Origin of the sequence: Caryophanon tenue, from assembly GCF_001700315.1 — a bacterium.
Lineage (GTDB): Bacteria > Bacillota > Bacilli > Bacillales_A > Planococcaceae > Caryophanon > Caryophanon tenue.
In genome coordinates, this window is the sequence record NZ_MASJ01000005.1 from 1 (window position 1) to 15,366 (window position 15,366).

General features: G+C 39.3%; 14 protein-coding genes. 4 read left to right on the forward strand and 10 right to left on the reverse strand.

From position 1 onward, the window contains the following. Positions 1 to 48: 48 nt before the first annotated feature. Positions 49 to 198: a 50S ribosomal protein L33 gene (rpmG, locus tag A6M13_RS06045; RefSeq protein WP_066543867.1), complete on the reverse strand. Its 150-nt coding sequence runs from the start codon at positions 196 to 198 to the stop codon at positions 49 to 51. 177 nt (positions 199 to 375) lie between these two features. Here rpmG and A6M13_RS06050 point away from each other — a divergent pair, with 177 nt between their 5' ends. Beyond that, positions 376 to 1,074 carry a ZinT family metal-binding protein gene (locus A6M13_RS06050; RefSeq protein ID WP_066543869.1) on the forward strand — a complete coding sequence of 233 codons (699 nt, stop codon included), beginning with the start codon at positions 376 to 378 and terminating at the stop codon, positions 1,072 to 1,074. A 510-nt stretch (positions 1,075 to 1,584) separates the two neighbouring features. On the opposite strand, the gene A6M13_RS06055 is transcribed toward A6M13_RS06050, so the two are convergent. From A6M13_RS06055 to A6M13_RS06070, 4 genes are all read right to left on the reverse strand, one after another. Next, complete coding sequence (locus A6M13_RS06055) at positions 1,585 to 3,123, reverse strand: sensor domain-containing diguanylate cyclase (protein WP_066543871.1); 1,539 nt, start codon at positions 3,121 to 3,123, stop codon at positions 1,585 to 1,587. A 153-nt stretch (positions 3,124 to 3,276) separates the two neighbouring features. After that, a complete protein-coding gene (locus A6M13_RS06060) occupies positions 3,277 to 4,986 on the reverse strand; it encodes an ABC transporter ATP-binding protein (RefSeq protein WP_066543873.1) in 1,710 nt (569 codons plus the stop codon). 926 nt (positions 4,987 to 5,912) lie between these two features. Next, complete coding sequence (locus tag A6M13_RS06065) at positions 5,913 to 6,701, reverse strand: NERD domain-containing protein (protein WP_066543875.1); 789 nt, start codon at positions 6,699 to 6,701, stop codon at positions 5,913 to 5,915. Positions 6,702 to 6,819: 118 nt separating this feature from the next. Further along, positions 6,820 to 7,395 (reverse strand): 3D domain-containing protein, encoded by a 576-nt coding sequence (locus tag A6M13_RS06070; RefSeq protein ID WP_169817416.1) that lies wholly within the window; start codon positions 7,393 to 7,395, stop codon positions 6,820 to 6,822. A 382-nt stretch (positions 7,396 to 7,777) separates the two neighbouring features. On the opposite strand from A6M13_RS06070, the gene A6M13_RS06075 reads away from it, so the two are divergent. Next, positions 7,778 to 8,515 carry a hypothetical protein gene (locus A6M13_RS06075; RefSeq protein ID WP_066543876.1) on the forward strand — a complete coding sequence of 246 codons (738 nt, stop codon included), beginning with the start codon at positions 7,778 to 7,780 and terminating at the stop codon, positions 8,513 to 8,515. A 136-nt stretch (positions 8,516 to 8,651) separates the two neighbouring features. On the opposite strand, the gene A6M13_RS06080 is transcribed toward A6M13_RS06075, so the two are convergent. The 5 genes from A6M13_RS06080 to A6M13_RS06100 all read right to left on the reverse strand — a co-directional run bounded on the left by A6M13_RS06080 (position 8,652) and on the right by A6M13_RS06100 (position 13,645). After that, positions 8,652 to 10,100 (reverse strand): multicopper oxidase family protein, encoded by a 1,449-nt coding sequence (locus tag A6M13_RS06080; RefSeq protein WP_066543877.1) that lies wholly within the window; start codon positions 10,098 to 10,100, stop codon positions 8,652 to 8,654. A gap of 192 nt (positions 10,101 to 10,292) precedes the next feature. After that, positions 10,293 to 11,249: a hypothetical protein gene (locus A6M13_RS06085; protein ID WP_066543878.1), complete on the reverse strand. Its 957-nt coding sequence runs from the start codon at positions 11,247 to 11,249 to the stop codon at positions 10,293 to 10,295. A 264-nt stretch (positions 11,250 to 11,513) separates the two neighbouring features. Next, complete coding sequence (locus A6M13_RS06090; RefSeq protein ID WP_066543880.1) at positions 11,514 to 11,855, reverse strand: hypothetical protein; 342 nt, start codon at positions 11,853 to 11,855, stop codon at positions 11,514 to 11,516. Between the two features lie 119 nt (positions 11,856 to 11,974). Further along, positions 11,975 to 13,231, reverse strand: coding sequence for an MFS transporter (locus A6M13_RS06095; RefSeq protein WP_066543882.1), 1,257 nt, complete (start codon positions 13,229 to 13,231; stop codon positions 11,975 to 11,977). Between the two features lie 162 nt (positions 13,232 to 13,393). Further along, on the reverse strand, positions 13,394 to 13,645 hold the full coding sequence (locus tag A6M13_RS06100; RefSeq protein ID WP_066543884.1) for a GlsB/YeaQ/YmgE family stress response membrane protein: 252 nt from the start codon (positions 13,643 to 13,645) through the stop codon (positions 13,394 to 13,396). A 222-nt stretch (positions 13,646 to 13,867) separates the two neighbouring features. Here A6M13_RS06100 and ppnP point away from each other — a divergent pair, with 222 nt between their 5' ends. Both ppnP and A6M13_RS06110 read left to right on the forward strand, forming a co-directional pair. After that, positions 13,868 to 14,185, forward strand: a complete 318-nt coding sequence (gene ppnP, locus A6M13_RS06105; protein ID WP_066543886.1) for a pyrimidine/purine nucleoside phosphorylase — start codon at positions 13,868 to 13,870, stop codon at positions 14,183 to 14,185. Positions 14,186 to 14,285: 100 nt separating this feature from the next. Beyond that, positions 14,286 to 15,023 (forward strand): DUF3784 domain-containing protein, encoded by a 738-nt coding sequence (locus A6M13_RS06110; RefSeq protein WP_066543887.1) that lies wholly within the window; start codon positions 14,286 to 14,288, stop codon positions 15,021 to 15,023. Positions 15,024 to 15,366: the final 343 nt, after the last annotated feature.

Genomic DNA, 15,366 nt, shown 5'->3' on the forward strand with positions numbered 1-15,366 from the left:
AACATCGGTGGGATTGATTTGGATTATCCTTCTGTCCCAAGCTCTTTTTTATTTCGTTTCGCGGTGAATCGTCACACGCTTTAAACGCTTTGAATATTTTTTTAGCTCTAAACGCTCTGGATGATTGCGTTTATTTTTCGTTGTGATGTAATTTTTATCGCCCGTTTCTGTGCAAGCTAATGTAATGTGTACGCGCATTGTAGCACTCCTTTATAATTCGTAATGATTACACTTTAAATGATAGAAGAAGATTTCGCGGTCGTCAATACGTTTTTGAAAATAAATCGTAATAATTACGTTTTGTGTTGACAAGTGGTTTTTAGAAGTCTATACTCATAAATCGTAACCATTACTTTTTAAAAGGAGATACATACGATGAAAAAACGATTATGGCTAGGTGGTTTAACACTAGCACTTTTATTAGCAGGCTGTGGAGAGGACACACAAACAAACGACAATGAGCAACAAGAAGCGGTCGCAACAGAAGAAGTAGTACGTGAAGAAACAACAGAGGAACATGCCCATACACATGACAAAGATGATGTGTATAAAGGCTATTTTGATGATGCGCAAGTTGCCGACCGTCCATTAAGTGACTGGGCTGGTGATTGGCAATCTGTATATCCATTTTTACAAGACGGGACATTAGATGAAGTATTTGAACATAAAGCAGAACATGATGCGTCACAAACAGCTGACGACATTAAAGCCTACTACACAATCGGCTACGAAACAGACGTTTCTCGCATTGTCATTGATGGTCATATGATTACGTTTTATCAAAACGGACAAGCACATACTGGCGAGTTCGTCTATGACGGCTACGAAATTTTAACATATGAAAAAGGCAATCGCGGTGTGCGCTTTATTTTCAAACATATTGGGGATGACGCAGTTGTCCCAACATATATTCAATTTAGCGACCATATTATTGCACCACAAACATCCGACCATTACCATATTTATATGGGCAATGACCGCGCACAATTACTCGAAGAAATGGACAATTGGCCGACATACTATCCAGCGAATTTAACAGGGCATGATATTGCACATGAAATGATTGCGCATTAATTAAATAGAAAAAAAGCGTGGCTCATAAAGAGCGACGCTTTTTTATTTGTATGTACGGTTTGGTATTTACATGGGGTGTAGCTTAATGGTAAAGCGATCGGCTCATAACGTGTTAATCCCCTCAGTCAGGGTTTGGTATTTAAATGCTCCATTTTTCAGCCCTACAGCCTCAACGGTTTCAAGCACCGATTTACATGACACGTGTTGTTTAGTTGAATGGAAAATACTAGAATTATTACACAAAAGCATTTCCACCACCTTATTTGCTTACTTTAAAGCATTTACAGCCTATTTTTATTCTTCTAACATAGGTATGGTACACGCGATTTTTCGCCAAAAACTTTACCATGTTAAAGCGTTTAAAATGGACCACTGATTGCTCCTTTTATCATAGCAACTAAATTGACATTTGTACATATTTTCATAAGTTTCTTCATGGTAAAATTCAACTCGTTTTGGTTACATAAAAAAATAAACTTGTCTAAGCATATGTAGCTTACACAAGTTTATTTAATAGGCTGAATTTCCTTTTAAAAACGCCTTATCTTCATACATTTTCGTATCAGCTTCATGTAATACTTGCTCAAATGTCAGCCCTAACGTCTTTTGTGCATAACCAATACTCGGCTTAATTTGTAGGCGATTGCCTTCATAAATAACAGCTTGTGACTCTAAACGCTCTCGTACTTTATATAAAAACTTCGGTACATCCTCTATATCGTCAATTTTTAAATAAAGAACAAATTCATCGCCGCCTAATCGGGCAGCCATATGAGGTGCTTGCACAGCATTGTTTAATAACTGTCCTGTGACACGTAGTACTTCATCCCCGGCCGCATGCCCAAATTGGTCGTTAATTTGCTTAAAGTAATTTAAATCTAGAACGACTAAACCACTTTGTGCGTGTTGTTCAAATAGCTGTTTTGCTTCTTTCATAAAAGCAGCACGGTTCGGTAAATGGGTCAAACTATCATAAAAGGCTAGCTCGTGAATTTTCGCTGCCTGCAATACTTCATGCGTTTGATCACGAAACATCACATAGTAAAACACATCGCCATACGACTCAATTTTAATTGCATGTATGGCTAAATGGAGCTGCTTGCCATGACGCGCATGGCGGAATATCGCTACTTCATGATTTAACTCGCCCTGCTTATCAAGACGCGCCTTTAAATCATACACTTGCTGTAAATTGCCCGTTTGTTCTAAATACTGTTTAAAGTCCTCATCTATCATGTTTTTCCCTAAATAACGAGAGGCCTCTTCATTTGCTTCTTGAATTTGCAGATGCTCATCTATCATAAACTTGCCGATGGAGCTGCGCTGAAACATCGTAATATAACGTTTTTCATATTGCGGAAACAAATCAAAATAACGCATCCCCACCATAATAAATAACGCTAAAAAAATAATCATATACACGCTCGAAATCGACGGAATATAAATGGGGGCAATTGTCGATGAAATCATAAAGTAAAACACATAATTTAACAAGGTCATCGTACATAAAAAGATAAATAAATGCTGTGACTTCTTTTTATGACGCGTTTTGATGATGCCGTAAATAAACATACAAACATTGATAGCCATTGCGCCTAATACAAATGTAATAATCCACGCATTATAAATCGGGGCATCTCGAATAATCCATATGCCACTACGCGAAAAATGCTCCGTTGTCGGCGCAATTGGCGATAACGCCACTAATGACTGGATTGGCACACAAATATAAAGCCAGCCTTTCCAAAACGGCCATTTTGTCTTCGTATGATTTTCGATAATTTCAACACATACATGCACAATCATACTTAACGCACTGACTGTCAGCATACCGATGACCCATACTGTAATAAATGGGGAATACGCTAAATCTGATAAATGCCGAAACCACTCTGCCATAAATAATAGGCTATACAATGTAAAACTGCCTGCTAGTAATTGATGCTCACGCGCATGACGATTGTTTTTAAACGCGATTGTTGCCATCACTAGTAACAAAACAATCGGAATCCCAAAGTACAGAATGTAGGCATCCGTCGTTAAATTCATGTTTCCCACCTCATTATGTTATACCCTTTGCTTTATCATAACACACTACTTTCGTCTACTAAATACCCGTATTCACTAGAAGCACTGTAAACTTTAGACATAATAAATGCTAGTAAGAAACCGTGAAGTTCTTACTAGCAAGTATGGTCGAAATTAAATAACTTGGACTTTATGCAAGTTCGCAAAAATACCGTTTTGTGTGACAAGCTCATCGTACGTGCCTTGCTCGGCAATACCGTCTTTTGTTACCACATACACACGGTCCGTATTACGTACAGTCGCTAAACGGTGCGCAATAATAATCGTTGTGCGGTTTTGTGCTAATTCCTCTAAAGCCGCTTGAATAATACGTTCATTTTCCGTATCAAGTGCAGATGTGGCTTCATCTAAAATTAAAATCGGTGGGTTCTTTAAAAACATGCGCGCAATCGATAGACGCTGCTTTTGCCCGCCCGATAGCTTTAAGCCACGCTCACCAATTTGCGTGTTATAGCCTTCTGGTAAGGATGTAATGAACTCATGTAAGTTGGCGCGACGAGCAGCTTGTTCAATTTCTGCATCACTTGCGCCTAATTTACCGTACTCAATATTTTCACGTACCGTACCGGCAAATAAAAAGACATCTTGCTGGACAACACCAATTTGCTGGCGTAGTGATTGCTGCGTCATGTCTTTAATATTAATACCATCAATCGTAATTGACCCTTCATCTACATCATAAAAGCGTGGAATAAGCGATGTAATCGTCGTTTTCCCTGCACCTGAAGGACCGACGAGTGCAACACTTTCACCTGCTTTAATAGTCATTGAAATATGCTGTAACGTCGGCTGCTCATCATACGCAAATGATACATTATTGAGCGCAATATTACCTTGTAGCGAAGCGACCTCAATCGCATCTTCAGCATCTTCAATCGACGGTTTCGTATTTAATAGCTCTTGGAAGTTACGGAAACCGGTCATACCTTTTGGATACATTTCAAGTAAAGCCGTAATTTTATCAATCGGTTTGACTAACACATTCATATATAAGACGAAACTTACGAGCTCTCCATACGTCATTTTGCCTGATACGCTTAACCACGCACCACCCACTAATACGATAAGTGTTAATAAACGCGTTAAAATATAAACGCTTGATAAAGTCACACCCATCACTTTATACGCATGGAATTTCACTTGTTGGAATAAACCATTTTGTACCTTAAATTGCGCTAGCTCATGCGCTTCATTTGTAAATGATTTCACAACGCGAATGCCTGCCATGCTATCTTCCACACGACTATTAATATCGGCAAGCTTGCTGTACGTATCTTTCCAAGCCCCCTTCATTTTGCGGTTGCTGTAAATCATCACTGCCGCAAGAAGCGGTAAAATCACTAACACGACTAACGCAAGCTCGGCATTAATATTGAACATAATGACAAACGCACCGAGGAACGTCATAATGGCAATAAAGAAATCCTCTGGTCCGTGATGCGCGAACTCGCCAATATCCATTAAGTCATTCGTAATACGGCTCATTAAATGCCCCGTTTTCGTATTATCAAAAAACTGTACCGGTTGCTTTTGAATATGCGCAAATAATTCTTGGCGCATATCTGCCTCAATTTTCACCCCGAGCTTATGCCCTAAGTAGTTGACAACAAAATGCAGCAGGGAGCTAATGATATAAATGAGTAATAACGCAAAGCCTACTTGTACAATTGTGCCCCATTGTCCTGTCGGTAGGAGCGAGTCAATAAACCACTGCACCGCCATCGGAAATGCAAGCTCTAATAGCGCGACAAAAATCGCACTTAAAAAATCCACCCAAAACAAACGCTTATGCGGTTTGTAATAGGACATAAATTGACGAATCATTCGTTTCTCCTTCTTGTTCATATTATAGCTGTTAAAAGCGATATGCCTATCATATCAAAATAATGCACACCTCGAAAGATTTTTGAGAAACATTCTCACAGCACACACAAAAAGCGCGTTGCCTCAACATCAGGCAACGCGCTTTTCTATCCCTTCAAGCAGGGTACATTGTATAAAAATCCATCCGAGGATGTTTGTTTAGACGCGGTGTGTTAATCCCCTCTGGCAGGGTTAGCTATTTACACAGCTCCGTTTTTCAGCCTTACAGCCGCAAGCGTTTCAAGCGTCGATTTACATGACACGTGTTGCTTAGTTGTTTGGAAAATACTAGCATTATAATACAAAAGCATTTCCATTACCTCAACTACTGATTTTAAAGCATTTTCATCGTCATTTTCCGTTTGTAACATAGGTATGGTAGACGCTGTTTTTCGCGAAAAACTTTACCATGTTAAAGTGTTCAAAATGGACCATGCTGTTCTTCTTTTATCATAACAAACTGCCCTTATTCTATAAAAAAAGACCATCTACTTTTACGTAAGTAGATGGCGCGCTACGAGTGAATGCACAAAACGTGACCATACAGCCTGCCTATATGTAATCACTGTTTTCAGTTGAGTGGTTGTTGCGTCAATGCGCTTTACCATTGCCCATTTAGGCATTGTACGTTTTGTTCGTTTCTTGTCACCGCAATTGAACGAATGCACTTTTTTCTACTGCTACAACTTGCGTAAACGCTTGGCTCGACGGTGCTTTCGCGTCCAATGTCACCAATGTTGTGCTGTAGGCATCAAATAACATGACACCGTATAGTAAAAATAATAAAAGTTTCCTTCAATAATCCAATGAGCTATCCCCTTTAATGTTTGCTATGTCATGTATACGCATAAATACACCAAAAGGTTTCAACCTATCTTTATTTTTTTTCATATTTTTTTCGTATATGTACAATTCGGGTAATGACGACACCCTAAAAATGCCCCGTACGCACCGCTTCGTTCAACAAGCTTGCCACCGCACTGTGGGCAACATGCTGTTTGCTGCGCTCTTTCTGGACGCGTGTTTAATTGTTCTCGGTGCGCGCGTGCTTGCTTCCACATTGTCCACATATTTTTTTGAAGCGGCTGTAATTGCAAGCGAATCGCCGCCATTTGCGACTCGTCCAATTGCACCGGTGCTTGCGCGATTCGTGCGCGTAATTGCTTCATCGACACAACTTCCTCTGCATTTATAAGCTGTAAACGCGCTTTATCATGAAACACGACAAGCGAAAAAATCGGGATATCACGCTCTACATACTGTTGCAACGCACGAACATGACCGGCATTTTGCCAGCATGGATTATAAAAAGCGTACTCATGTTGCCCAATTTGCTGCGTCCACTCACTTTGTGTGCCATCTCCAACAATGACCCCTGTATAATTTTTCGTTTCAATTACAAAAATGCCACCTGCTGTCATAACAATGTGGTCAAGCTGTGTGTACATGCCTGATGCATGCTGGACATATATATTTTGTAGCTGAAACATGGGCTGCTGCATCGTTTGTAACGTACGTTTTACGTGCCACTCCCCGATATACCCTTTTATGCTAGCTTGTTGTGTATGCCATAGCCAAAAAGCGCCGCCCATCATAAGCAAGAAGAGGACAGGTAGTTGTAGCGCTAGTGTCACGACAAGCGCCGCGAAAATCCCGAGCCCTATAAAATCTTTCACAAAACATTCCTCATTTCATTCTTCTGCTATTGTAGTTGAAAACGATGGCGCAAACAAATGATTCACCATAAAAAAAGACGATTTGGGAAATGTTTTCCCAAATCGTCTCTATGTGTTATTAACGATATACTTTTACAGTCACCGTACGACGACCCCAGTTTAACGCTTTTTTCGTTGTTGGTAAAAATACGTCGATTTTATTCCCTTTAATCGCACCGCCTGTATCACCAGCGATTGCTTCTCCGTAACCTTCAACCCATACTTTTGAACCTAATGGAATAACGCGTGGGTCTACCGCAATTACTTTTTTGTTTGGATTTTTCTTTAAGTTAATACCCGTCGCTGTAATACCAGAACATCCGCTGCAGTACGCTGTGTAGGCTGTTGCTGATACTTTAATTGTTTTGTAACTTTTTGTCGCAGCGGCTTTATTAGATGGAGTAGATGTTGCTGCTTTTTTCGTTGTTACAACTTTTGCTGTCGGTACTGTTAATTTTTGTCCAACTTGAATTGTATTTGATTTTAAGTTATTTGTCGTTTTTAATTTTGCTACTGTCATTCCGTGCTTCTGTGCGATTTTAAATAATGAATCACCTTTTGCAACTGTATATGTAGCGGCTTCTGTTGGACCTGCAAAAATAGCAAATGCTAAAAATGTTGCGCCAAGAAAAGCGATAATTTTTTTGATTGGCATGAATACCCTCCGTATTGTTTTCTTCAGTTTTTCATCCATGGACCTATCATACCGTTTCTATATTGCAACTTTGTAACAAACAGAACATATAAACATTACGTTTCAATGACTAAAAAACAGCACACATACAATTTTGTAATATTGCCGTAACATAGCCACCTCTTTTTATCATTAAATACCGTTATTTAACATATAATTAAGCATTCAATCACCTAATAATTCGATACCTTCCCAACTTTTAGATAATTCAAGTAATAAAGCAATCTTTTCACCTACATTTTGATAGATGTCCTGCGCGTTTTCATCCATTCATGTTAGCATTTACAAAAAATCGGGAATAGAACGAAGAGCATGTACATATAGATAAAGGGGGCTTTTCAACATGAAGCATACACGATTGCTCACGACAGCCGTAGCCGTACTTTTGTTAACGGGCTGTAACAGTAGCGAAGAAACACAAACTGACGAACAGCCAGAAGAAGTAGAAGTAGCACCGGTAGAGCCAGAAGTAGAAATGCCGGAGCAAGAAAATCCAGACGTGACAGACACTAATGAAGAAGGCGATGCATCTACAGAAGAAGAGGATGAACTACAGCAAGCCGTACCACCAATTGCACAACAGCCGGATGAAGAAGAAGATGTTACACAAACAGAGCCGCCTCATACAGCAGGTGAAGAGAGCGATACCGAAGAAGCACAGCCTGCCCCATCTGTTACAAAAGAAGAAGGTCAATTACTGCTATACCAAGGCAATGCCAATGCAGATGGCTTAATTGCCTCACAAGCAGTGGATTATTCGTATAAAGAAAACGGCTCGATTACTAAGTATATTATCGACCAGCTTGGCTACACAACGTATTATGCAAGTCACAATGTATCGGCTGATGAAACAACGATTACGATTAATTTTAACGACTCTATTTTATCATCACCAGTGATTCAAGGTTCTGCTGGTGGACTCATGTTCCAAGATTCACTGCTTGCGTCACTGTTCCAAAATATTCCGACGCTACAAAACGTTAACTTACGTGTGAACGGCGAAAAAATGGAGTTAGACCATGTGAACTTTTCAGGTACACATACGCGTGAAGCATTTAATATGAATTATGCAGGATTATAACGCCAAAAAGAAATATCCTTCAGCAACGACAACTGCTGAAGGATATTTTTGTGCGTTTCGTGCTACGCCACATAGTAGACGTATTTGGCAGACATAAAGCTCTTTTATTTTGCTCTATATAATAGAAGAAACTGCATTAATACACTTCAATTTGCCCCATCATGCCGACATCTTCATGCTCTAAAATATGACAGTGGAACATATAAATCCCCTTTTCTGGGAAGCGTACTGCAATGCGTACTTTTTGATTTGGCTGCACCGTAATCGTATCTTTATAGCCTTGCCAAGCAGCATCCGGCTCTTCACCATCCACTGATACAACTAAAAACTGTGTACCATGAATATGGAATGGATGTGCCATTGCGCCTTCTTCATTAATTATATTTTCAATTTCCCAAATTTCAGTGTCGCCTTGCTTTTGGCGAAAATCAATGCGCTCATGATCAAACGTTTTGCCATTTAATAAAAAGTTCTCGGTCATACCTTCCATCGTTACTGTTTTCGTAACTTCCATAGTGCGTAATGTATCATCTAGCACAATTTCATTAAACGTTGTATCATAATCCATCGCTTGCCTTGTTGCTGTGACATCAATCGGTAGTAGTGGCGTATCTCCGTTTAATAACTCGACACGTTGTCCTACAAAATCATGTAAATCCACAACAATTTCTGCACGTTCTCCTGCACCTAATGTCAGTGTTGTCATCGTTGCCGCTTCATTGACAAAACCACCATCTGTTGCAATGAGTGAAAATGGCAAGTCATCAGTAAACCGTAAATAATACGTCATCGCATTCGAGCCATTTAATATGCGCAAGCGTACCTTTTCATTTGCAGCGGTCATCGCTGGATTGACAACACCGTTAATCATGATGGTATCCCCTAATGTACTCATTGTATTCGCAACCGCTTCATAATCAATTTGTCCGTCAACAAATGTACGATCTTGCAAAACAAGCGGGAAATCATTGATCCCGTAGTCATGTGGTAATTGAAGTGCCTCACTTTTCGCATCGTCAATATACAATAACCCTGCTAGCCCTTTATATACTTGTGCTGCCGTTTTCCCCATTGGATGTGGATGATACCATAATGTAGCCGCTTGTTGGTCCACTGTAAATGTAATCGTTTGCGTTTCCCCTGGTTCAATCACAGCATGTGGTCCGCCATCTGTTGCATCACCTGCGACTTCTAGTCCGTGCCAATGAAACGTTGTCGCCTCATCTAACTCATTTGTTAAATGAATCGTGACCTGTTGTCCGTCCTTTAAGCGCAGCACCGGCCCCAAAAACTCACCATTATAGCCATATGTTGCTGTTTCGACACCATCGACAAACGTCATTTTTCCTTGTTGCGCTGTCAATGCATATTCCACCTCATTGCCCTGCTCAGAAACGGGCGCTAATAGTGGGGGAAATGTTAATGGCTGTGTCCCTTCATTCGGTAATAAAGCGAGCTGCTCATTATGATAATAGGTGCCATGCTGTGCATGTCCTCCGTGTGCTGTTGATGTTTCTTGTTCTTCGTCTACGTTACAAGCCGCTAATAATAATGACATTGCAGCGACAGTCCATACTTTCTTCATATGCTAACACCCTTTTCTATATATGTTCGCTGTCATTATACTAAATGGATATGAACGCTATATAACATCCTCTCTACAATTCCATACTAATCTTGACAATTTTTAAAAGACTACCGAGTAACACCCTTCACATAAAAATAACACCAGCGAAAAATCCCTCCATTTTTCGTTGGTGTCTCTTTAGATGTCATATTATGAAGTTGTCGGCGAGAAAAAGGTATCCAATGCTAAATATTGTAATACATCTTTTTCAGCAAATTGGTAGCTCTCGGCTAATTTCGATAAATGCATAAATAATTGACTATAGTTATCAGCGGTATGCCAACGTAATTGCACTTCTCTTAATAAACGTGTTTGTGCATGAATCAGCTCTTTTGGATACGTATCTCCAGTTAAAAACGGCTTCGAAAATAAAATTGCCGTATCAACGCGGTCATATTCCAAAATAAGTTGTTGGTCTTGTACGCTAATTGTTTGTAACGCTTCATCATATATATCAATACAAGCATTACAATAATATGCGCTTATCCAAAATGCCTTATGCATTTCGTTCATTGTAAAGTTTTTTAATTTCTCCAGTCGTCTTTCCTTTATGCATTCCTCTAAAAAAAATGCCGGTACGATATTCATCATCATACGTTCATGATTGAAAATCGGCGTTTCCGCTTCGACAAAATAAAGGGCAACTTCCTTTACTAAACGCTGTGCCCACTGTGACTGGTGATAATCTAAACGCAACATCGCTTCATGTAGGCGTATCATTACTTGTTGCCGTTCATGCTCGGTTAATATGTCCCCTACAATATGAAATATCGTCAATGTATAATTCCTTAATTGTTGCTGCTCAATTTGTTCCTCGCACCGCTGTCGTAATTCATCAAATGCTACCATATGCGGCATATAATTTGTATCCATAATTGTTTGCTCAGTTTCGATTAATACATCATTTTTCACAAGGGCTTGTGACATGACCTCTTCACGCTTATCTGTATATAACTGGACAAGCGCCGTATCTTTTTTAAGTGCCGCCATATCTATTGCCAATTGATACATAATATAATATAAATCTAACTGGTCTTGCTGTAATAATTCGTCTTGTTCCCATAAAGCAACATGTGCTAAAAATCGGTCGTAATCTTGCTGTTCCAAGCAAATTCTCATTTCTAATAAGCACAATTCCAGTTGAAAACGTGGTAAATGTTTATGCATGTTAAGATAGTCGACTGACAGTAACGCTTCGATAATATGATTAGCGTATGTATATTGTTGCTATTTAATCGCTAGCTCAATATGATAGAGCATCACCCGATACGGTTCTTACATTCGCGGTCCATCGCTAATAAAATCGGTGACATCGTCGATAACGTCATTTGTGCCTTACTGTAACTCGTCGAACAATTCGCTAGCACTCTATTAACAGCAATGCCGAGCACACTTATATGCAACCATTGCTGCGTCAAAATTTAATGCATAATGATATAAATGACCTTTTATTAAATAATAGTCTGCATGGTATTGTCGGTTTTCTGGCAATAACATAAAATGTTCCGCACGCTGTAATAATTGCACGATTTGTGTTCGGTCATCTACATACAATAGGTCACGTGTGTAACGAACTAGCAATGTTTGCATCGTCTCACAATCTTGCTGAGCGACGGCTAAATTCATAAAAAAATAGTACTGTTGTTTATATTCGTCCATACGTTGCTCTTGGTGAAGAAAGTCTAAGCTTTTTAATAACTGTAACAGTTCCAATATATAGACCCCTTTTGACATACGACATCTTCATCTTACTGTTAACAAAGTTCGATAAGCGCTATAAAAATACCTTCTTTTTGCCAATAAAAATGAAATTTTACGGTAAAAATACAAAACTAAATAAGTATCGCAGGCTCTTTTCGTTCTTTTTGAACAGTCATCACAAATAAACACGCAATAAAGCAACTTGCACCTGCTAGTAAAAATGCCACCGTATATGTATCAAACCATTCATACACAAGTCCACCACCATACGCTGCGGTTGCTGCACCTAATTGATGTGCTGCAAATATCCATCCATATACAATCGCACTTTTTTGAATACCAAAACGATGGCGCACAAGGCTAATCGTTGGCGGCACAGTCGCAATCCAATCAAGGCCAAAGAAGATCGTAAAAATGATAAGCAATGTATAATTCCCTTGTGTTAATGCCAGTGGCAACATTAATAACGACAAACCACGTAATAAATAGTACCAAAATAATAACCATCGACTATCGAAGCGGTCTGTCAGCCACCCTGATAATGTGGTACCAATTAAATTAAACGCACCCATAAAGGATAATAACGAAGCGGCCGTAACAACCGGAATCCCAAACGCTAAACAATATGAAATAAAGTGCGTGCCAATTAAACCATTCGTTGATAACCCGCATATATAAAAACTAGCAGCTAGCAACCAAAATTCCTTTGTACGAACAGCTTGTTTTAACGTTTGGAACGCTACGGTAATTGGATTTTTCTTCTCGACTACAACCATTTCATCCGCAACCGTTTGACCATACCGAAGTTGCCCAATGTCTTTCGGCAAGCTTTTCATAAACAGCGCCACGCCAACAAACATAACCGCCGTTAACGTGACCATGAGTGTCATTGCGGTCTGCCACGACTTATCGTCAATGAGTGCAGCTAAAAGCGGTAACAAAATCAATTGCCCGGTAGCCGTACTGGCTGTTAAAATCCCGACGGCTAAACCACGTCTTTTTTCAAACCAATGATTTGCCACATATGTACTAATAACGGACAAGAAGAGCGCTGAGCCTAAACCAATCATCACACCCCAACTGATCATCAGTTGCCACACTTCGGTCATGAAAAACGTACACATTTGACCAAGTCCTAACACCGTGAATGATAAGAGCATCATCTTTTTCAATCCAACATGTTCTAATAATGCCGCTAAAAATGGGCCCGAAAAGCCGTATAAACATAAGCTAATAGCAAAGGCAAAAGCAATATCAGCACGCGCCCAATCAAATGTTTGTTCAAATGGTGTAATAAAAACGCCAGATGATGCTACTCCAATACCTGCTACAATGATTGATAAAAATGTAATAATAAGTACGATCCAACTGTAATGGAATTTTTGCATCCTCAATCCTCCTTTTATTGTATGCTTACGTTATCATGCACACCACGAAAAATAAAGAAAGAATAATTAGATAACTACGAAGACATACAAAAAGGCATACACGATGAGAAACCGTGTATGCCTGTTGTCGATGTCTCCACGGACATCTTACATATTATACAATTATTTTTTTACCGCTTTTAATACAAAACTTACAACTAAAATTAAAACGATAGCACCGATTAAAGCTGGGAAAATGTAGAAGTCACTCATTTTCGGACCCCAGCTACCTAATAGCATGCCACCAATCCAGGCACCTAAAATACCTGCCACAATATTCCCGATAATGCCACCAGGAATATCTTTTCCTAAAATAACACCAGCAAGCCAACCAAGTAGACCACCAATGATTAAATACCATAAAAAGCTAAACATTGTAAAACGCCCCTTCATTAATAAAATATAATTACAGTTCATATATATCCTTTTTTGCGAAGTTCAAACCTTTTTGTAGAAAAATATCCTAAATATAGATAGAAAGACATATAAAAGGATGATCTATCTTTCTTTTCGATAATTTATAACGAATAGTTATATTGATTATTCAGTCAATTAAAGATTTAATAAAGCTATACATAATGAAGGTGAGGCAATCCCATGGCATTTACGAATATTACAATTGACAAGCAAGCCAATATTTATTTTGAAGGTAATGTTACAAGCCGAAAAATTACATTTGCAGACGGTTCAACAAAAACATTAGGTATTATGCTGCCAGGACAATACGAATTTTCAACAAACTTACGTGAAGAAATGGCGATTACAGCTGGCACTTTACGCTACCAACTAGCAGGTGAAGAATGGCAAACAATTGATGGCTCTGGCGTATTTTACGTCCCTGCTAATAGTACGTTCTCATTAGACGTTCAAACGGTGACAGACTATTGCTGCTCGTATTTAACAGACGATAACTAACGTCAAAAAGACGCTATGGACATTTCCGTAGCGTCTTTTTTGATTATTCCCCTTTCTTCTAACGTTTGTTTGCTATACTTTTACTAGAAAGGGTGAGTACATGATTTTTTTATTTTTAGCACTTTTATTTTTCATTTTAGGTGTTGTCATTGAACGCTTCAAAGTATACGGTCTGATTTCTGGCTATAATTCGATGACACCTGAGCAACAACAAAAGGTCGATACGAAAAAATTAGGTCGATTAATTGGTTATTACTGTTACACACTTGCTAGCTTATTTATTCTTATCGCATTCAGCGAATGGCAATCATTTACACCAGGCATTATCATTGGTATAGCGCTAACGCTTGTCGCAACATTGATTGTGACAATAAAAGCGCCGAAATATGACGGCAATCTATACGATAAAGATGGGAAGCCACTTTCAGGTCAAAAGAAGAAAGCGAAAATACCACTGATTATTAGCAGTGTGGTGTTCATTGGTGTTGGCATAATGATGTATTTTTCATTGCAGCCGACAGCGATTACTATTTCAGAAGATACTTTGCAAATTGCTGGGATGTATGGCGATGACATTCCGCTTCAACATATCGAGGCGGTCCACGTACTCGATACATTGCCACCGATTGCTGCGCGTACAAACGGCTCGGCCATTGGTGACCATTTAAAGGGGCATTTCAAACTTGAAAACGGTGACAAAGTAAAGCTATTTATTGATAAAGGTGTCCCGCCATTTATCGAAGTACGCACAGCCGATGAAACATTTATCTTTAATTTACAAACAGCCGCTGACACACAACAACTTGCTACACAATTACAACAACATACTATACAGTAACAGAATAGCTACTTTGTAAAAACTGCTACAGACTTGATCATCAGTAACAAAAGAGACTGGGACAGAAGTATTTCTAGTCTTGACGAAAAAGGGATTCTTTTTTTCATGTACATTTTTGAACACGAGTTGGACGACGGAGGGCGCGACTTCTGCGGGAACAGCGCGTGCGGAATATCCATTTTTTCGCGCAGCGGAAAAATTAGATGGAGCCGCGCCCGCGAAACCGAGCCAACTCGACGCTACATGTATACATAAAACAAAGCATCGGCAAATTTAACATTCGCCGATGCTTTGTTCAATTTAGAGGGGTTTTTCCCATCCTCTTTTCTCCATTTACCGAAGA